The sequence below is a fragment of the Haloparvum alkalitolerans genome, from assembly GCF_055381565.1.
The window spans coordinates 1503514-1524634 of record NZ_AP043938.1 but is presented as its reverse complement, the minus strand read 5'-3'; the positions used below and the strand labels follow the sequence as shown (position 1 = coordinate 1524634).

Genomic DNA, 21121 nt, shown 5'->3' with positions numbered 1-21121 from the left:
TACCGCCGACGGGTTCGGCTACGCGTCCGGGTCGATCGGCGTCCCGTCGGCTCGTTTCTGGCCCTCCGAGTCGTGGACCACGACCGCGGCGTCGGCACCGGTGTCGGCATCGGCCTCGGCGCCGACCGCGACCGTCGGGTCGTAGTTGTCCCGCACCGCGATCGCCTCCTCGATCTCCCGGACGGCGCGCTCCTTCAGCGCCGTCGCCAACTCCTCGGCCTCTCCCCGGGAGATGTCGCGCCCGAGCCCCTCGCACTCGTGGGCGCGCACCATCCCCTCCGCGTCGACCGCCTCGCCCATCGGCTGGCTCGTCCCGCCGAGCGCGACGCTGAAGGGATAGGTCCGACAGATGAGGGGCCGGTCCTCGTGGACCGCGCACGCGCCGCCCCCGTCCGGGCCGCCCGCCTCGCGGTAGAAGGTGCAGTCCCCACAGGCGTCCGTCTGGATGGCCCACTCGAAGGTCTCGCCGGTCCGCTCGCCGTCCTCGTCCTCGGTCAGCCCGTACGGCATGGGGCGGGCCACGTCGCGCCAGTCGTAGGCCTCGGCGTCCGATTCGCTCGGGTCCGCGTCCCCGCGTTCCCCCGCCGCGGGCGTCTCGTTCGCGGCGTCGACCAGCGTCCGCACTTCGTCCGGGAACACCGTCGCGGTGTGGGGCTCGCGGTCGGCGTCGCTCGCGTCCGCGCGCTCGTCCGCCCCCGCAGTCTCGTCCGGGGCGTATCCCTTACAGCAGGCACCACAGCGCGTGCACTCGAAGCCGATGGCCTCGATGGCGTCCGCCAGCGCGTCGGGATCGAGCTCGCGCGCCCGGTCGAGTTCGTCCTCAAGCCGCTCCATGGACCCGTTTCGGGCGCCGGGCGGTTAACCGCGTCCATCGGCGGGCCGGCGGGGAGGGAACTCCGCGCCGTCCCCGTCCGCGGCCGGCCGACGAAGGAGCGAAGTGGGTCCGCCGCCTACCCGCGGGCGTGAAGGAGTACCAGCGGAAACAGCTCCTCGAACGGGTCAACCGGGAGGCGGCGACGGTCGGGGCGTCGATCCCCGACCGGATCGAGGTGCAGGGCGAGGAGGTCCCGCTCCAGGAGTTCGTCTTCGAGATCAAGCGCCGGGAGGCGGTGCCGGCGGGCGAGCGCGACCGCGTGGAGCGGGCCAAGCGGAACCTCCGCCGGGAGCGCATCGAGCGACTGGAGCGCATCGAGGAGAACGAGGTCTCCTTCGCAGAGGGCGAGCGGCTCGCCGACTCGATCATCGGCATCGACCGCGCGCTCGACGCGCTGGAGTCGCTCGGCCCCGCGGACCTCCAGAGCGAGGAGCAGCGACAGGAGGCCGCGGACAGGAAGCGCTGGATGCGGTTCCTGAGGAAGGCGCTCGGCCGCGACGACGGCGGTTCCGGCGGCGGGTCGCGGACGCGGTTCTGAGGCGGGGGCCGGCGCGCCCGCCGCCGGCCTCGACGTCGCCGCGAACGGCGGACTTTTGCCGGCGGCGCCCGCCCGCCCGGTATGGACGTCTACGGCCTGATCGGCAATCCGGTGGGGCACTCGCTGTCGCCGCCGCTCCACGAGGCGGGCTACGAGGAGCGCGGGCTGGACGCGCGCTACGTCACCTTCGAGCCGGCGCCCGCGGACCTGGAGACCGCGCTCACGGGCGCGGCCGCGCTCGGCGTTTCGGGATTGAACGTCACGATCCCCTTCAAGCAGGACGCGCTCGAGTTCGTCGAGGCGGACGCGCTCGCCGCGCGGATCGGCGCGGTGAACACCGTCGACTTCGCGCCGACCCACGAGTCGGGGTTCGACTCCGTGACGGACCCGGACGCGCCGGCGCCGCGGGGGTACAACACCGACGCCGCGGGCGTCACGCGGGCGCTTGCGTACCACGACGTGCCGCTCGCCGACGCGGACGCCGTGGTCGTCGGCGCCGGCGGCGCGGGACGGGCGGCCGCGTTCGCGCTCGCGGACGCGGGCGCAGAGGTGCACGTCGCCAACCGGACCGTCGAACGGGCCGAGGAACTCGCGGCCGACGTGCCGGCCGCCACCGGCGGCGGCCTCGACACGCTCGCGACAGAGGTGCCCGCCGCGGACGTGCTGGTCAACGCGACGAGCGTCGGGATGGAGGCCGACGAGACGCCCGTCCCCGCGGACTTACTCCACCCCGACCTCGCGGTGCTGGACGCGGTGTACGCGCCGATCGAGACGCGCCTGCTCCGGGACGCGGCCGACGCCGGCGCGACGACGGTCGACGGAGCGTGGATGCTCCTCTTTCAGGGAGTCGAGGCCTTCGAGATCTGGACCGGCGAGGAGGCGCCGGTCGAGGCGATGAACGAGGCGCTGCGAAACCGGCTCTGAGCCCGGACGTCGGGAACGGGCGCCGGACCCGCGGTCTCAGTCCGCCGCCTCGGCCGGGTCGACGACCTCGCCGTCGAGTTCGTCGACCCCCACGCGGTCACAGCGGTCGTAGAGCGGGCAGGCCTCCGGCCCGTCCAGACACGCCGGCTTGCGGGCCGAGCAGTACTCGCGGCCGAACTGGATCATCACGGTGTGGCCGAAGCCGCATTTCTCGGGCGGGATGGCGGCCTCGATGGCCTCCCGCACGCCCTCGTGGTCGGCGTCGGCGGGCGCGAGCCCCATCCGACGCGCGATGCGGTGGACGTGCGTGTCGACGGGAAAGACGCCGCCGCGGCCGCCCGCGAACAGGAGGACGCAGTCGGCGGTCTTCGGGCCGACGCCGTCGACCGACAGCAGGGTCTCGCGCACCTCGCCCGGGTCCTCCTCGCGGACGAACGCGTCGAAGGCGTCCTCCGAGCCGTAGGCGTCGAGGACCCACTCCGCGGCGCCCTGAATGGAGGCGGACTTCTGGTTGTAGAGCCCCGCCGAGGAGATGGTCTCCGCGAGTTCGTCGCGGTCGGCGTCCGCGAGCGCCCGCGCGAGGTCGCCGCCTGGCGCGGCCGCGGGTCCGCCCTCGCCGTAGCGGGCCATCAGCGAATCGTGGGCCGGCTGGCTCGCCACGTCGGAGGTGTTCTGCGAGAGGATGGTCCGTACCAGACACTCGAAGGCGTCCTGCCCGCCGTACGCCTTCTGCCAGTAGATCTCCCCGAGTTCGTCGACGACCGCCTCGGCGCGCGTCTCGGCCGCGCCGGGCGCGAACGTCGGGTCCTCGGCCGCGGCGTCGGTCCCGCCGCCGTCCGGGCCGCCGCTGATGTTCACGTCGGGTTCCTCGGGCATGGACGCGGGTAGGGACCGGACGCAAAAAGGTCGGTCGGCTCGGCGTCTGGCCCGGCGTCCGGCCCGGCGTCCGGATCGGTAGTCAGCGGTCGGCTCAGCGGTCGGCGTCCGGCTCGACCTCGAGTCGGAGCCGGCAGTCCGCGCCCGCGGCCAGCGCCGCCACGAGGTCGCGGTCGAGGTCCGCGGCCGCCTTCTCGGCCTCCACGAGGATCGTCCGCTCGTCGTCGGTGTAGTCGCTGGTGCGGCCGACCATCGAGCGGTCGTCGACGAGCGCGAGGCCGGGGTCGCCCCGGCCCGTAACCGTCGCCTCGTGGGTCCGGTCGTCGCCCTCGACGGTCAGCGTGGCGGTGACGGTGGCCTCGGGGCTCCGGCAGGCCTCCCTGAACGCCTGCGAGAAGTCGCGGGGGGCGCGGTCGGCGTCGACCGCGAGGATGCAGTCGCCCGCGGGCGTGAGCCAGTCGTCGGTGGTCACCTCGAAGGTGCTCGCGTGCTCGGCGGTGACGTTCTCGTGCCCGCGCGCGTGAACGGTCTCCACGAGGGGGGCGTCCGCGCCGTCCGCATCGTTCGCGTCGGCGTCGTCGGCTGCATCGTCCGCGCCGTCCGCACCGTTCGCGTCGTCGTCGCTCATGGTCGCCGGTGGGAACCGGCCGCCGATAGGGGTTGCCGTTCGCGGCCGCGTTTAAGTACCCCGGCGGCCGGGGGCGTGTGAACGGTTACCAGCCGAGACGCCGGAATTCGGGCGGTTCGGCGGTTTGGTAGCGCCTTTCACGCACGGATTCACCGAAGTATTTATATGTGGCAAGGAGGTATGTGCAGGTACCAGAACGCCTCCGGCGCTGGTGGAACCGCACGACGAATGATCGGGAGTTCTTATCCACGGTCCAACGCTCTGCGCCAGCGTCCGCCATATCCGGAGCGGAATGGAGAGATAGAAAAATGGTAACGAAAGAAGAAGTCATCGAGAAGTACGACGTGGAACCGCTCGAGGAATCGGACAACATCGACCTTTCTGACGACGAGCTGGAGAACGGCTCGAAGGGTCAGCTCATCAAGCGAGCCGGGCAGCTCCGCGACCGACGCAACGAGCTCAACCAGATGGCCTCCGAGCGCGCCTCCGAGCGCGACGACCTGAACGCGAAGACGCGCGAGAAGGTCGACGAGGCCCAGGAGCACCGCGAGAAGCGCGACGAGCTCAACGAGCAGGTCCAGGAGCACAAGGAGAGCCGCAACGAGCTCAACGCGGAGGCCAACGAGCTGTTCGATGAGGTCGAGGAGATGAAGTCGGACATGGAGCTCGGCTCCGGCAAGTCAATCGAGGAGCTCAAAGAGGAGATCGAGGAGCTGGAGTTCCGCCAGCAGACCGAGGTCCTCTCGGCCGAGGACGAGCGCGAGCTCATCGAGAAGATCGAAGACAAGCGCGAGAAGCTCGCCGAGAAGAAGGAGAAGGTCGAGGACACCGGCGAGCTGGAGGAGCTCGTCGAGGAGGCCGAGGAGGTCCGCTCCGAGGCGTCCCAGCACCACCAGAAGGTGACTGAGCTCGCGGACAAGGCCCAGGAGCACCACAACCAGATGATCGAGGCCTACCGCGAGGCCGACGACATCCGCGACGAGGCCGACGAAATGCACGAGCTCTTCGTGGAGGCGCAGGAAGCCGCCGACCGCCACCACGAGGACTTCGTCCGCGTCCAGAAGCGCCTCCGCGAACTCGACAAGAAGGAGGAGGAGGAGCGCAAGGACGAGCGCGCCGAGAAGCGCGAAGAGGAGAAGGAAGAGGCCGAGGAGATCTACCAGAAGTTCAAGGAAGGCGAGACCCTCGACACCGAGGACCTGATGAAGCTCCAGAAGACGGGGCTTCTCTAACCCGGCACGCGCCGGTCGCGTTCCCCCGGTTTTTCTCCCCGTTTCGTCGCGCCCCTGAGCGGCCGCGCCGCCGGTGACGTTTCGCGGACGTTCCCCGGCGGTGCGACCGCCGGTGGCTTTTAACCCGCCGACGCGCGTACGCCGAGACATGCAAGGATCCTCGGACGACGGCGGACGCAACGCGGTCGCCCTCCTCGGAACGCTCGTCGCGGCCGTGATCGCGGTCGCGATCGGCTGGGTGGCGTTCGTCGTCCTCCCGGACACGACCGCGGAGCTCGCCGGCGTCCTGTTGACGCTCGCGCTCGCGCTCGCTGCGGCGCGCGTCGGCGGCTCCCTCGTGGCGTCGTACCTCGACGGCTACAACGTGGCGAAGGTGGCCGTCGAGGGGCCGATCTCCCGCGACGGCGGCCGTCCCTCGCCGCTTTCGGCACCGATCGGGCCGTCCGCCGACGAGCTCGTCGAGCAGATCGAACGGGCGGACGCGGACCCGAACGCGGAGGCCCTGCTCGTCGAGCTCAACACGCCCGGCGGCGAGGTGCTGCCGAGCGACGACATCCGGCGCGCCGCCGCCGACTTCGACGGCCCGACGCTCGCGTACGCCACCGACGTCTGCGCCTCGGGCGGCTACTGGATCGCCGCGGGCTGCGACGAGCTGTGGGCCCACGAGACGAGCCTCGTCGGCTCCATCGGCGTGGTCGGCTCCCGGCCGAACGTTGCGGAGCTGGCCGACAAGCTCGGCGTCAGCTACGAGCAGTTCACCGCCGGGGAGTACAAGGACGCCGGCGTTCCGCTCAGGGAGATAGAGGAGGACGAACGCGCCTACCTGCAGGGGATCGTCGACGACCTCTACGAGAACTTCGTGGAGACGGTCGCCGAGGGCCGCGGGATGGACCCCGAGGCGGTCCGCGAGACGGAGGCCCGCGTCTTCCTCGGCGGCGAGGCCAGCGATCGCGGCCTCGTCGACGGCGTCGGCACCGAGACGGACGTGGAGGACCGGCTCGCCGAGGAGCTGGACGCCGAGCCCGCCGTCCGCGAGTTCGAGCCCCAGCGCGGGCTGACCGACCGCGTCAGCCTCGGCGCGCGCCGCGTCGCGTACGCGGCCGGCGCGGGCGTCGCGAGCGTCCTCGGCGACGAGGGGGGCGACGTGGACCTCCGGCTCAGGTAGGCGTCCCGGCGGCGGAGACCGCTCGGCGGGCCGAGCGGCGGAAACGCACGGCTCAGCGCAGGCCGTCGGCCCGCACGAGCGCGCCGCCCGACGCCCGCTCCTCGCAGTCGACGCCGATCCCGAACCGCTCCACGAGCGCCGCGCACGAGGCCAGATGGTCGGTCACGGTCGGCGCTGCGACGACGCCGCCCGCGAGCGCGACCGGCAGGACGAGCTGGTCCGCCAGGTGGCGGTCGACCGCTCCCGGCCCGTCGCGGAACCGCCGGAACCGGTCGACCGCCTCGCGGGCGGTCGCCTCGGCCGGCGTGCCCGGCTCGCCGAGCGCCGAGACGCCGGCCGTCGGTCGGGCCGCGGGCGTCGCCGCGTCCGGTGCCGCTTCCGCCTCGGCGCCGCCGTTCTCGGGCGCGTCGACACGGATCGTCACGACCGCGCCCGTGCTCGACGCCGGGCCGTAGCTCGCGACGCGCGCCGCGATCTCGTGACCGTCGTTTCTCAGCTCCTCGGCGGCCGTCGCCGCCAGCCGCTCGGCGGCGTCCGTCTCCGCGAGGTCCGCGCTCGCGGCGGCGAACACGCGGACGCCCCCGATCCGCTCCGGCCCGACCGGCTCACGGAGGTCGATCCGGTCGAGCGAGGAGGGGGCCAGCGTCAGCCGGGCGGCGCCGTCCCCGGCGGGGTAGAAGCCGCGACGCTCGGCCTCGACGCGCGCGAGGAGGCCGTGCCGAGCGAGCAGGGGGAGCTTCACGCGGCGCAGGTAATCGAGCGGCGGCGACCACGCGACGTCCGTCCCGCCGGTGGCGCGCAGGGTGATCGGGGTCTCCGCGGCGACCGCGAGCGGCAGGACCGTCTCGAACACCAGCGTCAGGCTCCCGGCGGTGTCGACGGCGACCGCGTACCCCCCGCCCGTCACCGCATCCGGCTCGAAGGTCACCGCGTCGTCGCCGACGGCGCCCCCCTCGACCTCGGCGTCCGCGACCGCGGCCGCGGCGCGCACGCACGCGGCGTGTTGGGCCTTGAGCCCCGGCGTCGGGCGATCGCCGCGAACGTCGGTCATCCGGAACGGCGTGTCCGTCAGCGCCGACAGCGCGAGGGCGGTCCGGAGCAGCTGACCGCCGCCGGCGCTGCCGTCGATCTCCAGCATGCCCTCCGCTGGCGGCCCGGCGGGCTTGTGTCTGTCGACGGCGTGTGGGTGGCTGACGCGCCTTCGCGACGTCTCGACGACCGGGAGCGTTTTCACGAGGGGTAGCGTGGTGTGTGACGTGACGACGCTGGTCATCTGCGTGGACCGGTCCGGCGCGATCGGTCGGAAGACGAGCGTGCCGATGCCCGTCGCCGGCTGGGAGGCGGTCCGCTCGCTGGTGACGGACGTGGGCCTCGCGGACCCGGAGGACGCCAGCGTCAACTGCATTCTCGAGGCGCTGCGGGTCGCTCGGGAACTCCGCGACGAGCGCGAGGAGTCGGCGGTCGCGGTCGTCTCCGCGGCCGGCGACTCCCGGGTGGGCGCGGACCGCTCGGTGGCCGCACAGATCGACGCGCTCGTGGAGCGGTACGAGCCGAGCTCCGCCATCGTGGTCGTGGACTCGGCGGACGACGAGCGCGTGATGCCCATCGTGGAGTCGCGGCTCCCGGTCGACGGCGTGGACCGCGTCGTCGTCCGGCAGGCCCGCGACCTGGAGTCGACCTACTACCTGCTGAAGCAGTTCCTCGGCGACGAGGAGCTTCGCTCGACGGTGCTGGTGCCGCTCGGCATCGCGCTCCTGCTTCTGCCCGCGCTCCTGCTCCGCTTCTCGGCGGCGGTGGCGCTGGCGGGCGTGGCCGGCCTGCTCGGCGCCGCGCTGCTGTACAAGGGGCTGGCGATCGACGAGTACGTCGCGGACGTGCCCGAGCGCGTCCGCGAGGCGCTGTACGCCGGGCAGGTCTCGGTCGTGACCTACGTCGTGGCGGCGGGGCTCTCGCTGGTCGGCGGCTTCTTCGGCGTGCTCGCCGCGGCGGAGGTCTCGGGCCAGCCGGAGCTGGTCGAGGCGATGCGGTTCGTCTACGCCGCGGTCCCGTGGCTCGCGGGCGCGGCGCTGACCGCGGCGCTCGGTCGCCTCCTCGACGAGGTGATCCGCGACGAGGGGATCCGCAGCCACGTGCTCAACCTGCCGTTCGTCGCGGTCGCGGTCGGGCTGGTCGTCCGCGGCTTCGCCGGTTACTTCCTCGAACAGGAGCAGGTGCTCGACCACTTCACGTTCGCGGGCGTGACGGTCGGCCCGGGCCAGCGGCTCGCCGCCTTCATCGTCGCCGGGATCGTCGTCTCGATCGTCGGCGTGAAGGTCGCCTCCGACGTGGGCGCCGACGCGCTGGAGGACGTGATCGAGCGCGACGGGGCGGACGGCCGGCGCGGCGAGGGACGATAAGGCGGTGGCCGACGAGGCGGCGCGGCGAGGGAGGGTACGCGGGTTGGACCGTCCTGATCCGTGTTCTGTCCTGAAAATGCGGCCGGCGGCTTTCTGTTCCAAGAATGTGACCGGCGGCTTTCTGTTCCAAGAATGTGACCGGCGGCTTTCTGTCCCAAAAATGCGGCCGGTAGCTCTCCAAACGCCCGCTCGCGCCCGCTACGCCTCGATGATCCCGTCCTCGTCCGCGGGCGGGACGACCAACTCGCCCTCGAGCGTCGTGGTCGCCTCGCCGCCGACGCGGACCTCGGTCCCGTCGACGCGGACGCGGACGTAGCCGGGTCGGTCGACGAAGTGGCCCTGCTCGAAGCGCATCTCCTCGGGGAACTCGTCGAAGGCGCCCGACTCGCGGAGGTACGCCCCGCAGGCGCCGCTGGCGGTCCCCGTCACCGGGTCCTCCGGGACGCCGGCCGCGGGCGCCCACATCCGGCCGTGAAGCGTCGAGTCGGACTCGAGCGCGTCGAAGGTGAACGCGTAGATCCCGGCCACGTCGTACTCCTCGGAGAGCTCCTCGACCGCGGCCATGTCGGGGTCGGCGTCGCCGAGGTGTTCGAGGAAGTTCACCGGGACGACGAGGAATGGAAGTCCCGTCGAGGCGTAGGCGGTGTCCAGATCCGCGCCCACGTCCGTCAGTGTGGCCGAGTCGATCCCCAGTGCGTCGCCGAGGCGGTCGTAGTCGACCTCGACCGGCCGGACCGTCGGCGCGTCCTGGGTCATCCAGACGACGCCCTCGTCGGTCACCTCGATGTCGAGCACGCCGACGTTCGTCTCCAGCGTGTGCGTGCCGGCGCCGACGACCCCGTCCGCGAACAGCTGCGCGTGGCTGGCGACCGTCGCGTGGCCGCAGAGGTCGACCTCCTGGGTCGGCGTGAAGTAGCGGATCCGGCGGTCGGCCTCGGCCGAGTCGGTGAGAAACGCCGTCTCGCTGGCGCCGAGCTCGGCGGCGATGGCCCCCATCCGGTCGTCGTCGAGTCCGGCTGCGTCGGGGACGACTCCGGCCGCGTTGCCCGCACACGACTCCGTCGTAAACGCGTCGACAAGTAGCGTCCGTCGCGTCTCCATACCGGCCGATAGCGGGCCGGCGACAAAAGGGTACGCAAGCAACGGGCGCGGACGGCGGCGGAAGCGGCGCGAAGAGGAGGGAACGGCGGAAGCGGCGCGAAGGGGGGAGAGCGGCGGAAGTGGCGCGGAGGGGGCACGGAGGGGACCGAGGAGAACCGGACGACCCGCGGCCGCCCTACGAGCGGACCCAGTTCACGTCACGGATCTCGAACCGCGCGCCCGTCTCGTCGCTGTGGCCGTCGACGAGTTCGACCGTCCAGCCGTGCGCTCCCGCGATCTGGTCGACGATGGCGAGCCCGAACCCCGTCCCGGTCTCGGAGGTGGTGTATCCGCGCTCGAAGACGTGCTCGCGGACGTCGTCGGGGATCCCCGGTCCGTCGTCGGCGACGTAGAAGCCGCTCTCGAGGCGCCCGACCGTGACGTGGACGTCCGGCCCGACGTGCTCGACCGCGTTGCGGAACAGGTTCTCGAACAGCGAGCGCACGCGGGAGGCGTCACACGCCGCGACGCCCAGATCCTCGACGGTCAGGCTCGCGCCGTCGGTGTCGACGGTCTCCCACGCCTCGCGGGCGACGGCGCCGATGTCGGTCGGCTCCGTCTCGACCACGCGCGTCCCGAGCCGGGCGAACGAGAGCGCGTCGTCGATCAGCTCGTTCATGCGCGTCAACGCGGTCGCGGCGGCGTCGAGGTCCGCGGCCTCGTCGCCCTCCCGCGCGAGGTCGACGTGCCCCTCGGCGACGTTGAGGGGGTTGCGCAGGTCGTGGGAGACGACGCTGGCGAACTCCTCCAGCCGGTCGCGCTCGCGTTCGAGCTCCGCCTGCGTCCGGCGGCGTTCCAGCTCGTAACTCACCCATCGGGCCATCAGGTCGACCAGCGTCACCTCCCAGCGGTCGAACGGCTCCTCGCGGGCGCCGCGGTCGTAGAAGCAGAAGGTGCCGAACACCTCGCCGTCGACGACCACCGGCGCGCCGACGTAACAGGAGATGCCGATCTGCGTGTAGCCCTCGCGCTCCGCGAGATCGGGTACTTCCCCCACGTCTTTCACCTGCAGCGATTGCTTGGTTGCGACCACGCGCTCGCAGTTGGTCGTCCCCACGTCCACGACGACGCCCTCCTCGAAGGCACCGGTATCGTCCTCGACGATGAGGCCGACGTAGTCCTCGCCGTCGACCCGTGAGAGCAGCCCCGACTCGGTGCCGATCACCTCCTTACCCAGCGTCAACAGGCTGCGGACCTTCGTCTCGAAGTCGGTGTCCTTCTCGGCGATCGTCTCGTAGAGCCGGCGCATCACCCCCTCGCGGTACTCCAGCTCCCGGCGCTCGGCGTGGCGCTCGGTCACGTCGCGGACGACCGCGGCGACCCCCCAGAACTCGCCGTCGTGGTACATCGGCGTCTTCCGAACCTCGACCGGGAGCGGACCGTCGGCGGCGTCGACGGTCAACTCGACGGTCGAGCCGTCGTGCGTCTCGCCCGCGGCGAGGCGGTCGATCGCCTCCCGGATCCGGCCGCGGTCGACGGGGCGAAGCAGCGTGGAGACGTCGCTGCCGACGATCGCGTCGCGGTCGCGGTCGAGTCGGTCGGCGACGTACTGGTTGACGAAGCGGATCTCCCCCGACGCGTCCACGACGAGGACGCCGTCGTGAACCGACTCGACGATGTGCTCGAACTGCTCGAGCCGTCGGCGGTCGCGGACCCGGTCCGACACGTCCCGGAAGTAGATGCTCGCGCCGGTCTCGTCGGGGTAGATCCGTGACTCGTACCACGCGTCCGCGGGCGGGTAGTACGTCTCCACCGTCTCCGCCTCCTTCCGCTCGATGGCCCGGTCGTAGGCGGCGAGGAACGCGTCGCTGGTCCTCTCGAACGCCTCACGCAGGTCGACGCCGACGATCTCCGCGGGCTCGAAGCCGGCCATCTCCGCGCCGTGGTCGTTGATGTAGGTGATCGTGTCGTCCGTGTCGACGGCCATGAACCCGTCCGTCATCCGGTCGAGGAGGGTTGCGCGCTCGTCGGCCGCGCGCCGCTGAGCGGTGATGTCGGTCGCGATGCCGTAGACCGCGTACGGCACCCCCTCGACGTCGAACAGCGGGACGCGGACGGTGACGAAGGTCCGCTGCTCCCCGTCGACGGTCACGTGCTCCTCGAACCGTGTCGGCTCGCCGGCCGCCACCGCCTCCCGGTCGTGGGCGGTCACCCACTCCGCGATCGGGTCGGAGTGGACCGTCTCGACCGTCTCGCCGACGATGGCGTCCTTTTCACGGCCGACGAACTCCGCGAAGGCGTCGTTGACCAGCAGGTAGCGGCCGTCGAGGTCCTTCATGAACACGAGGTTCGTCGTGTGCTCGAGGATCGTCTCCAGTCGGTCGGTCGACGCGCGGAGCCGGTCGATGCTCCGCTCGCGCCCGACGTGGGCGGCGACGACCGCGGTGACGGAGTCGAGCAGACGCTCCTCCTCGGGGAGAAACGGTTCGTCGCCCTCGTGCACGTCGCCGACGTACGCGACCGCGATCTCCACGCGCGGGGGGCCGGCGCTTCCTTCGTCGTCTTCCGAGCCGACCTCGCCCCCGCCGTCGTCCGAGCCGACCTCGCCCCCGCCGTCGTCCGAGCCGCCCTCTCCCCCGCCGCTCCCCAGGTCGACCCCACCCTCCACGGTCGCCGTGGCGGTGATCTCGTGGGGGGTCTCCGCGAAGTTCGGCGTCGCGAACGTCCGACCGTCGACGCGGATCCGCGCGGCCGTGTGCTCCGGATGGCGCCACCCCGCGGGAAGCGCGGTCGCCAGCTCCGAGAGGCGGTCGTCGAGCGGCCGGTCGGCGGCGAGGAGGGCGTTGGCGGCGTGGAGCGTGGCCAGTTCCTTCGAGCGCTCGCGGCGGGCCAGCTCGGCCCGGTAGCCGGCGACGGCGGTCCGGAGCCGCGCCGCGAGCGTCCCGAAGAGCTCCGCCTCGCCCTTCCGGAGGTAGTCGGTCGCCCCCTCGCGGACGGCCTCCGCGGCGACCGCCTCGCTCCCCGCCCCCGTCACCAGCAGGAACGGCAGTTCCGGATCGTCTTCTCGGACGGTCGCGAGCAGGTCGATACCGCCCCGGTCGGGGAGCTCGCCGGCCGCGACGACGGCGTCGTACGTACCGACGGCCAGCCGGCTGGTCGCGTCGTCCGCGGTGGCGACACGGTCGAGAGCCACCTCCGGCGCGAAGCGCTCGAGCGCCTCGCGGGCGTCCGCGGCGAAGTCGTCGTCCGGCTCGACGTGCAACACGCGAACCGGAAGGTCGGTCATACCCCACCATAGCAGGGGCCGGTATTTGGGCGTGCCGGCGGCTCCGGACTCCGCCCGCGTGAATCTCTACCTTTTTACCCCTTACCGCGGAATGGCCACCATGGGTCTGTTCGATCGGCTACGCGGGACAGACGATCCCCGAGTCGCGTTCCTCGGCATCGACGGGGTCCCCTACGACCTCGTCGCGGAGAACCCGGAGACGTTCCCGAACCTCACCGAGATCGCGGCGGCGGGCTCCGCCGGGGCCATCGACAGCATCGTCCCCCCCGAGTCGAGCGCGTGCTGGCCCGCGCTCACCACCGGCGCGAACCCGGGGGAGACCGGCGTCTACGGGTTTCAGGACCGGGAGACGGGGTCGTACGACACGTACGTTCCGATGGGCCGTGACGTACAGCGGGAGCGCGTCTGGGACCGAGTCACCGACGAGGGCCGGAACGCCTCCGTCTTCAACGTTCCCGTCACCTTCCCGCCACAGCGCAACGTCCAGCGCATGGTCTCGGGGTTCCTCTCCCCGGGCGTCGACAAGGCGGCCCACCCCGAGGAGCTGCGGGAGCGGCTCTCCGAGTCCGGCTACCGGATCGACGTGAACGCCAAGCTCGGCCACAGGGACGACAAGGCCGACTTCCTCGAGCACGCGCACACGACGCTCGACCGCCGACAGGAGGCGTTCCGCCACTACATCGAGGAGGACGACTGGGACCTCTTTTTCGGCGTCTACATGACGACGGACCGCGTCAATCACTTCCTCTGGGAGGACTACGCGACCGGCGGCCGCTACCGCGAGGAGTTCCTCGCCTTCTACAGCCGGCTCGACGAGTGCATCGGCGAGATCCGGGAGGAGCTCCCCTCGGACACGACGCTCGTCGTCGCGGCCGACCACGGCTTCACCACGCTCGACTACGAGGTCCACTGTAACGAGTGGCTCGAACGCGAGGGGTGGCTCTCCTACGCGGACGACGACCACGCCGAGTTGAGCGACATCGACGACGACACGCGGGCGTACGCGTTCGTCCCCGGCCGGTTCTACGTGAACCTGGAGGGCCGCGAGCCCCGCGGGTCGGTCCCCGAGTCGGAGTACGAGGACGTGCGCGCCGAGTTGCGCGCCGACCTGGAGGCGCTGGAGGGACCGAACGGGCGGCCGGTCGTCGACCGCGTCGTCGAGAAGGAGACCGCGTTCCGCGGCGACCACGACGCCATCGCACCGGATCTGGTCGCGATCCCCAACGACGGCTTCGACCTCAAGGCCGGCTTCAAGGGCTCCCACGACGCGGTGTTCGACGACACCGGTCCCAGAAACGGGATGCACACCTTCGACGACCCGGCGCTGTTCGTCGACGAACCGGGGATCCCGATCGACGACGCGGACCTGCTCGACGTGGCGCCCACCATCCTCGAACTGATGGACATCGACTTCGAGCGGACCGCCTTCGACGGCGCCAGCCTGCTCCCCTGACGGGGCGGCGACCTCCCGACCGTTTTAAGACCGCCGGCGCGGAGGTCCGGACATGGACCTCGACGCGCTCGACGGCGACGCGTTCCGCGCGGTCGCGGGCGTCGGCGCCGGCTACGGCCTGATCCTCGCCGCGATACTGGTGGTTCTGTTCCTCGTGCCGTACCTACTGTTCCTGACGCTGTAGGCGTCGAACGCGGGCGAGAAACGGAGCCGCACCGGTCGCCATCGGGGACGCGACCGTCAGGCCTCGTCCGGCCCGACCGTCAGCACGGGCACGTCCGCGCCGCGCTGGATCCGCGAGGGGAGCGTCTCCGGGTGAAGCAGGCGGTCGACACCCGTCCGGCGCGCGGAGCCGAGCACGATCAGGTCGCTGTCGTGGGCGGCCGCGAAGTCGAGCACCTCCTCGTGGGCGTGGCCGTAGCGGAACCGCGGCTCGACGTCGACGCCGACCGCGGCGCCGCGGTCCGCGGCCTCCTCGACGGCCGCCTCGCCGGCCGCCTCGCGCCGCTCGACCTCCACGTCCCAGCCGTGGACCATGTCCACGACGTAGAGCGCGTCGACCGCCGCGCCGTGGGTCGCCGCCAGCCGGACCGCCGTCTCCGCGGCCGCCCGGCCCGCCGCGCCCTCGTCCACGACGACCAGCACGCGGTCGAAGAGGCCTCCGACCGCGGGCGTCTCCGCCGCGGCGCCCGGGGCTCCGTCGGCGGCGTCGGCCCTCTCGCTCCCGGCGCCCGGCCCCGACCGGCCGCCGCGCTCGCTCGCCATCCCGTCCGTCCTCGCCTGCTGTGCGTTCGCCATCCTTTCTGTCTCCCCGCGCCCGTGACCGGGGCGCGTCTTGACTCATCGTCGGTCCTCCGGACTCATAAGTCTCTCCGACACGTACGACAATTATCATTATCTGTCCGGCGATACGCGTGACGTTCCCGATCGATCACGCACAGATGCGTGACGGACGGTGGGTTCTCGCCCGCCTCGGTGGACGTTTCGAAAGTCGCCATCCCGCGGTCGGTCGGGCCATCGTGCTCCGCGAACGCTTTCGGGGCTTCTGACTGGGCGGTGACGAGTTCGGTCCGATCGCGTGGGTGTCGTGTCCGTTACAAATCCTGCTGCTCGGACCGGCAACACTCAGAAATCCCCGCCCCGCACAGCGCCGCAACCGCACCGCCCCGCACAGCGCCGCAACCGCACCGCCCCGAACAGCACCGCAACCGCACCGCCCCGAACAGCACCGCAACCGCACCGCCCCGAACAGCACCGCCCCGCACAGCGCCGCAACCGCACCGCCCCGAACAGCACCGCAACCGCACCGCCCCGAACAGCACCGCCCCGCACAGCGCCGCAACCGCACCGCCCCGCACAGCCCCGCGACCGCTCAGCAGCCTCGCACCTCCCCAGCCTCGGCGGCGGCGCGGCCGCGAAACCACACCGCAGGCGGCCGCGCCGCCGCCTCCCTCGCACGCGTGCCTCGCGCGCGCCGACTGCACAGCACCGCATCGTATCCCCAAGAACCGCCACAGCACCGTCACGGCCCTCCGGTCTGACGGCGTCGGGCGGCGCGGGCGTTTCCGCTGCGGGGATATTCTGCCCGAACTTCCGTTAGAGTCAAACCGCCCCTGCGCGAATCCGGGTGTATGAGCGCGGAACAGGAAGGGCGGACGATCCGGTGTCTCGTCGCGAAGGTCGGCCTCGACGGCCACGACCGCGGCGCGCACGTCATCGCGCGGGCGTTCCGGGACGCCGGCTTCGAGGTCATCTACTCGGGGCTCCACCGGGCGCCGGACGAGATCGTGCAGGCGGCCGTGCAAGAGGACGTGGACGTGCTCGGGATCTCCATCCTCTCGGGCGCGCACAACACCCTCGTCCCGAAGGTCATCGAGGGGCTCAAGGAGTACGGCGCCTTCGAGGACACCCTCATCCTCGTCGGCGGGATCATCCCGGACGACGACGAGACGGAGCTGAAAGAGCTCGGCGTCGCGGAGGTGTTCGGCCCCGGGACGCCGATGGAGGAGACCATCGAGTTCGTCCGGGCGAACGTCCCGGAGCGGGACTGAGCATGGAGCGGGGAGACTCGGAGGTGGCGCGGTGAGTGCCGCGGAGGAGCGCGACCTCGTCGCGGAGCTGCTCGAGGGGCGCCACCGGGCGCTCGCGCGCGTCATCTCGAAGATCGAGGACCGCTCGCCCGGCTACCGGGAGATCGTCTCGGACCTCCACGCGCACACCGGCGACGCCGAGGTGATCGGCGTCACGGGTTCGCCCGGCGCCGGCAAGTCGACGCTCGTGGACAAGCTCGCGCGTCGCTACCGCGACGCCGGGCTGACGGTAGGGATCATCGCGGTGGACCCCTCCTCACCGTACACCGGCGGCGCGGTGCTGGGCGACCGCATCCGGATGGCCTCGAACGTCGGCGACATGGACGTGTTCTTCCGGTCGATGAGCGCCCGCGGCCAGCTCGGCGGCCTCTCGACGGCGACCGCGGACGCGGTGAAGGCCCTCGACGCGTTCGGCAAGGACCGGATCATCGTCGAGACGGTCGGCGCCGGCCAGAACGAGGTCGACGTGGTCAAGACCGCCGACACCGTCGCGGTGCTGGTCCAGCCCGGCTCCGGCGACGACGTGCAGATGCTGAAGGCGGGCATCCTCGAGATCGGCGACGTGTTCGTCGTTAACAAGGCCGACATGGACGGCGCGACGCGCACCGTCGCGGAACTGGAGGAGATGCTCCACATGCGCGAGAGCCCGACGAAGGGGCTGGACACGGGTCACCACGGCTTCGACGTCCCCGAACACCCGGACGCGGAGGACGGTGACGAGAGCGGCGAGTCCCCCGACGAGGAGGCGTGGGAGCCGACCGTGATCGAGACGGTGGCGACCGAGGGCGAGGGGGTCGACGACCTCATCGACGCGCTGGACGCTCACAGGGCGTACCTGGAGGAGTCGGGGCGGCTGGAAGCGAAAGCCCGCCAGCGCTACGCCACCGAGATCCGGGCGCTCGTCCGCAACGACGTCGGCGAACTCGCGGAGGCGGCCATCGCCGACCGCGGCGGGATCGACGCGCTCGCCGACCGCGTGCTGGCCCGCGAGACGGACCCCTACACCGTCGCCGACGAACTCGTCGCACCGATCGCGGAGTGCGTTCGCGAGCGGCGCGAGGACTGAGTCGGAGGGCGGACGCCGGAGGGTGACGCCCGCACTCGCCGCGGGGCGTGGACCGCGGGTATAAGTCGTCCGCGACACAACAGGTTTGCATGAAGCTCAGGACTCTCGCGAGCGCCGCCGCGGTCGGCGCGGGTGCCGTCGTCGGGCTGAACGGCCGCCTCCGCGCGGACGAGCCCCCCGAGCCGCCGTTGCCGGGCGACCGGGAGACGTTCCGATGGCGCGGGATGGATGTGGCCTACACCGAGGCGGGCGACCCCGACGACCCGACGCTGGTGCTGTTCCACGGCGTCAACGCCGCCGGCAGCGCGGGCGAGTGGCGCGAGGTGTTCGGCGACCTCACCGCCGACCACCACGTGGTCGCGCCCGACCTACCGGGATACGGCCGCTCGGACCGGCCGGCGCTGCGCTACTCCGCGGCGCTGTACGAGGACTTCGTTCGCGACTTCCTCGCCCGCTACGACGCGCCGCGCGTCGTCGCCTCCTCGCTGTCGGCCGCCTACGTCGTGGCGGGCGCGACGCCCGCGGGCGGGACCGACGACGCGGCCGCCGGCGTCCCGGTCTCCGGACTCCTGTTGGTCTGTCCCACGACGACCGCCGGTCCCTCGCCGCCGAAGCCGTGGCTCCGCGAACTGATCCGGTCGCCCGTCGCCGGCGAGGCGCTGTTCAACCTGATCACCTCCAAGCCCGCGATCCGGTACTTCAACGCCGACCACGCCTACGCGGACCCCGCAAACGCGACCGCGGAGTGGACCGACTTCGAGTGGCGGACGAGCCACGTCCCGGGCGCGCGCTACGCGGCCGCGTCGTTCGTCTCCGGCTACCTCAACTCCGAGGTCGACCTCGGCGCGGAGCTCGCCGAACTCGCGGCCGCCGGCGTTCCGACGACGATCGTCTGGGGGCGCGAGGCGGACGTGTCGCCGCTCTCGGATGGCCGCGACCTGGCGGAGGACTCGGACGCCCGGCTCGTCGTGTTCGACCGGGCGAAGCTCCTCCCGCACGTCGAGTTCCCGAACCAGTTCCTCGACGCGGCGCGCGAGGCGTTCGCGGAGGCGTAGTCCCCTCCCGTCGGCTCGGCCTCGGCCCCGTTCTCGATCAGTGCTCCGTGTCGCCCGCTTCGAGTGGCGACACCGCCGCCCGTTCGTCGGTCGTCACGCCGTAAGCCGCGTCGCCGACGGAGTCGGGGATCGAGGCGTCGGTTTCGGGCCCGTACCGCGACCGGAGCGACGCCAGCACCGCGTCGCGGACGCAGGCGCGCGCGGCGGCCCCCACGGCGGTCGCCGCGCCGGAGAAGGCGGCCGGGTCGCCGGCGGGGTCGCTGGCGACGACGACGGCGTCGGAGGTCGTGTCCGGAACGCCCGCCGCGGAAAGCAGCGTGGCGGCCTTGGCCGCGGCGGCGACCGCAACCAGGTTCGCGAGCGCGCCCGGTTCGAGGTCACGCGTCGTCCCGACGACGAGGTTCACCGTCCCGTCGTGGCGAGGGGCGGTGTCGGGGTCGCCCACGGAAGGGGGCGCTCGGGCGGAGACAGCGCCGTCGACCGGGAGCGCGGCGGGGTTCGAGAGCCCGGCGGTCGCGACGACCTCGACGGGTCCGATCCGGGCGCTACGGGCGTGCGTCTGGTCGACGCCGGTCAACAGCGCGGGCGCGTCGGGGCGCTCGGGAAAGCCGGCCGCGGCGACGCGCTCGTCGACGTACGCGGCGAGGTCCCGGCGCCCCCCGTCGTCCCAGCCCTCGGGAACGGTGACGTTGTGGACCGCGTCGGCGTCGCGGACGCCGCCGTCGAACCCCGTGGAGAGGACGCGGAAGCCGGGGCAGGCGAGCCGACAGACGCCGTCGCGGACGGTCGCGTCGAAGACGCCCGCGTCGTCCGCGCCCGTCGGGGAGTCGGCGCCCGCCACCTCACACCCCGAGCGCGTCGAGCAGGCGGTCGTTCTCGGCCGGGCGGCGGACGGCGGTCCTGACGTGGTTGTCGAGCGTCCGGAAGCTCCGGGCGTCCCGCAGCGCGATCCCCGCCTCGCGGGCCTCGTCGAGGACGTCGTCCACGCGGTCGTCCCCCACGTCGAACAGGAGGAACGGCGCGTCCGAGGGGAAGACCGAAAAGCGCGACTCGAGCCGCTCGCGCATGCGTTCGCGCTCCCGCTCGACGCGCTCGCGGGTCTCGAGGACGAACGCCTCGTCGTCGAGGCAGTGGACCGCGACGGCCGCGGCCGGCACCGACAGGCCCCAGGAGACGCGGGCGGTCTCCAGTCGGTCGCGGCAGTCGCCGGTCGCCACGAGGAACCCGGCCCGGAGCCCGGGGAGTCCGAAGACCTTCGTCAGCGAGCGGGCGACCACGACGCCCGGCTCCCCGGCGAGGCTCGCGCGGTCGGTGAAATCGAGGAACGCCTCGTCGAGCAAAAGCGTCGTGTTCGCCTCCCGGCACCGCTGCGCGAACGCCTGGAGCCGTCCCGTGGAGTGGGCCTCGCCGGTCGGGTTGTTCGGGTTGCAGACGACCGCGACCGCGTGGTCGCTCGGGTCGGCGTCGAGGACCGCGTCGTGGTCGACGAAACGCGGCGTCGCGCCCTGCAGCCGGACCTCGTGGGCGTACTCCGAGAACGAGGGGCGCGGGAGGAGGACACTGTCGCCGGGCGAGAGCATCACGGAGAACAGCAGCCGCATGCCGTCGAGCGCGCCGGCCGCGGGGATCACCTGCGGCCCCTCGCAGCCGACGTAGTCGGCCGCCGCCCCGCGGAACTCCCAGTAGTCGTCGGCCGGGTAGCGTCGGGAGGCGGAGAAGGCGGCGTCGTAGACGGGCGCGGTCCCTCGCGGCGACTCGGGGTTCGTGTTGGCGCTGAAGTCCAGCACGTGCGGGTCGTTCACCCCCCCGTGCGGGACCCGCCCGAGCGTGTCGAGGGCGTCGATGTCCATGCCCCCAGGCAGTCCGTCCGTGCGTACAAACCTTCCGCCCCGACAGAGACGTGCCGGTTCCGACCGAGATCCCGGAGCCGCGTCCAGCGATCGAGAGACGGGACCGCGATCCGCACCGGACGGAGGAACCGGGCTGCACTCACGGCGGGAGTCGCGCCGCATCCGCGAAAAGCGTTCGTCCGGCGTGCGGTTGCGGTGCTGTGCGGTGCAGTCGGCGCGCGCCGCGGCGACCGCGACGCGTGTCGCCGCGACCGCGCGAGGGAGGCCGCGGGCCCGGCGCGCTGCGGTGTGGTCCGCGCCGGGCCCGCGGCCGAGGCTGGGGAGGTGTGAGGCTGCTGTGCGGTTGCGGTCGCGGGGCGGTGGGTAGGACTGAAAGGGGCAGTCGGCTCGATCCGGCCCCGACGACGTAAGCACCGCAGCGGGCTGTGTCTCCAGCGCGCCACTGCACGCTGGAGGCTCGCGAGACGCGGTTTGTCTCGCCAAGCTGAGAGCGAGGAGCGCAGCGCGTGTCGCGGCCGGTCGAGCCGGCTGGGGCGTTCTGGGTGGTGCTGTCCAGAGCAGCAGGATCGACAACAGATACAGAAAAACCGTATGAGGGAGAGCCGGCT

19 protein-coding genes are annotated in these 21121 nt (G+C 72.4%); 10 read left to right on the top strand and 9 right to left on the bottom strand.

What is annotated here, in order from left to right:
• Positions 1–18 precede the first annotated feature (18 nt).
• Positions 19–834 carry a YkgJ family cysteine cluster protein gene (locus ACZ432_RS10000; RefSeq protein WP_426962445.1) on the bottom strand — a complete coding sequence of 272 codons (816 nt, stop codon included), beginning with the start codon at positions 832–834 and terminating at the stop codon, positions 19–21.
• A 128-nt stretch (positions 835–962) separates the two neighbouring features.
• On the opposite strand from ACZ432_RS10000, the gene ACZ432_RS09995 reads away from it, so the two are divergent.
• Positions 963–1412 carry a DUF5788 family protein gene (locus ACZ432_RS09995; RefSeq protein WP_426962446.1) on the top strand — a complete coding sequence of 150 codons (450 nt, stop codon included), beginning with the start codon at positions 963–965 and terminating at the stop codon, positions 1410–1412.
• A gap of 81 nt (positions 1413–1493) precedes the next feature.
• Positions 1494–2336, top strand: coding sequence for a shikimate dehydrogenase (aroE, locus tag ACZ432_RS09990; RefSeq protein WP_426962447.1), 843 nt, complete (start codon positions 1494–1496; stop codon positions 2334–2336).
• A 36-nt stretch (positions 2337–2372) separates the two neighbouring features.
• On the opposite strand, the gene ACZ432_RS09985 is transcribed toward aroE, so the two are convergent.
• Both ACZ432_RS09985 and ACZ432_RS09980 read right to left on the bottom strand, forming a co-directional pair.
• Entirely contained in the window at positions 2373–3212 is an 840-nt protein-coding gene (locus ACZ432_RS09985) for an endonuclease III domain-containing protein (RefSeq protein WP_426962448.1), read from the bottom strand.
• 94 nt (positions 3213–3306) lie between these two features.
• Complete coding sequence (locus ACZ432_RS09980; RefSeq protein ID WP_426962449.1) at positions 3307–3840, bottom strand: DUF371 domain-containing protein; 534 nt, start codon at positions 3838–3840, stop codon at positions 3307–3309.
• A gap of 308 nt (positions 3841–4148) precedes the next feature.
• On the opposite strand from ACZ432_RS09980, the gene ACZ432_RS09975 reads away from it, so the two are divergent.
• Together ACZ432_RS09975 and sppA are read left to right on the top strand one after the other, a co-directional pair.
• Entirely contained in the window at positions 4149–5072 is a 924-nt protein-coding gene (locus ACZ432_RS09975) for a coiled-coil protein (protein ID WP_426962450.1), read from the top strand.
• Positions 5073–5220: 148 nt separating this feature from the next.
• The gene (sppA, locus tag ACZ432_RS09970; RefSeq protein ID WP_426962451.1) at positions 5221–6237 is read left to right on the top strand and encodes a signal peptide peptidase SppA; all 1017 of its coding nucleotides are present in this window, start codon (positions 5221–5223) and stop codon (positions 6235–6237) included.
• Positions 6238–6289: 52 nt separating this feature from the next.
• Here the strand turns inward: sppA and rtcA are convergent, their stop codons facing one another.
• A complete protein-coding gene (gene rtcA, locus ACZ432_RS09965) occupies positions 6290–7510 on the bottom strand; it encodes an RNA 3'-terminal phosphate cyclase (protein WP_426962452.1) in 1221 nt (406 codons plus the stop codon).
• On the opposite strand from rtcA, the gene ACZ432_RS09960 reads away from it, so the two are divergent.
• Positions 7494–8633, top strand: a complete 1140-nt coding sequence (locus ACZ432_RS09960; protein WP_426962453.1) for a DUF373 family protein — start codon at positions 7494–7496, stop codon at positions 8631–8633. The two genes, rtcA and ACZ432_RS09960, sit on opposite strands and share 17 nt — an antisense overlap.
• A 198-nt stretch (positions 8634–8831) precedes the next feature.
• Here ACZ432_RS09960 and ACZ432_RS09955 read toward each other — a convergent pair whose 3' ends face one another.
• Positions 8832–9734: a PhzF family phenazine biosynthesis protein gene (locus ACZ432_RS09955; RefSeq protein WP_426962454.1), complete on the bottom strand. Its 903-nt coding sequence runs from the start codon at positions 9732–9734 to the stop codon at positions 8832–8834.
• A 175-nt stretch (positions 9735–9909) separates the two neighbouring features.
• Complete coding sequence (locus ACZ432_RS09950; RefSeq protein WP_426962455.1) at positions 9910–12999, bottom strand: PAS domain-containing protein; 3090 nt, start codon at positions 12997–12999, stop codon at positions 9910–9912.
• A 100-nt stretch (positions 13000–13099) separates the two neighbouring features.
• Here ACZ432_RS09950 and ACZ432_RS09945 point away from each other — a divergent pair, with 100 nt between their 5' ends.
• Together ACZ432_RS09945 and ACZ432_RS09940 are read left to right on the top strand one after the other, a co-directional pair.
• Positions 13100–14452, top strand: coding sequence for an alkaline phosphatase family protein (locus ACZ432_RS09945; RefSeq protein ID WP_426962456.1), 1353 nt, complete (start codon positions 13100–13102; stop codon positions 14450–14452).
• Positions 14453–14504: 52 nt separating this feature from the next.
• A complete protein-coding gene (locus ACZ432_RS09940; RefSeq protein WP_426962457.1) occupies positions 14505–14636 on the top strand; it encodes a hypothetical protein in 132 nt (43 codons plus the stop codon).
• 56 nt (positions 14637–14692) lie between these two features.
• On the opposite strand, the gene ACZ432_RS09935 is transcribed toward ACZ432_RS09940, so the two are convergent.
• Positions 14693–15250, bottom strand: coding sequence for a universal stress protein (locus ACZ432_RS09935; RefSeq protein ID WP_426962458.1), 558 nt, complete (start codon positions 15248–15250; stop codon positions 14693–14695).
• Positions 15251–16083: 833 nt separating this feature from the next.
• On the opposite strand from ACZ432_RS09935, the gene ACZ432_RS09930 reads away from it, so the two are divergent.
• The 3 genes from ACZ432_RS09930 to ACZ432_RS09920 all read left to right on the top strand — a co-directional run bounded on the left by ACZ432_RS09930 (position 16084) and on the right by ACZ432_RS09920 (position 18663).
• Positions 16084–16503, top strand: coding sequence for a cobalamin B12-binding domain-containing protein (locus ACZ432_RS09930; protein WP_426962459.1), 420 nt, complete (start codon positions 16084–16086; stop codon positions 16501–16503).
• 31 nt (positions 16504–16534) lie between these two features.
• Positions 16535–17608 (top strand): methylmalonyl Co-A mutase-associated GTPase MeaB, encoded by a 1074-nt coding sequence (gene meaB, locus ACZ432_RS09925; protein WP_426962460.1) that lies wholly within the window; start codon positions 16535–16537, stop codon positions 17606–17608.
• Between the two features lie 89 nt (positions 17609–17697).
• The gene (locus ACZ432_RS09920; protein WP_426962461.1) at positions 17698–18663 is read left to right on the top strand and encodes an alpha/beta fold hydrolase; all 966 of its coding nucleotides are present in this window, start codon (positions 17698–17700) and stop codon (positions 18661–18663) included.
• 37 nt (positions 18664–18700) lie between these two features.
• Here the strand turns inward: ACZ432_RS09920 and ACZ432_RS09915 are convergent, their stop codons facing one another.
• Positions 18701–19504 (bottom strand): adenosylcobinamide amidohydrolase, encoded by an 804-nt coding sequence (locus ACZ432_RS09915; protein ID WP_426962462.1) that lies wholly within the window; start codon positions 19502–19504, stop codon positions 18701–18703.
• Position 19505: 1 nt separating this feature from the next.
• Entirely contained in the window at positions 19506–20513 is a 1008-nt protein-coding gene (locus tag ACZ432_RS09910) for an aminotransferase class I/II-fold pyridoxal phosphate-dependent enzyme (protein WP_426962463.1), read from the bottom strand.
• Positions 20514–21121: the final 608 nt, after the last annotated feature.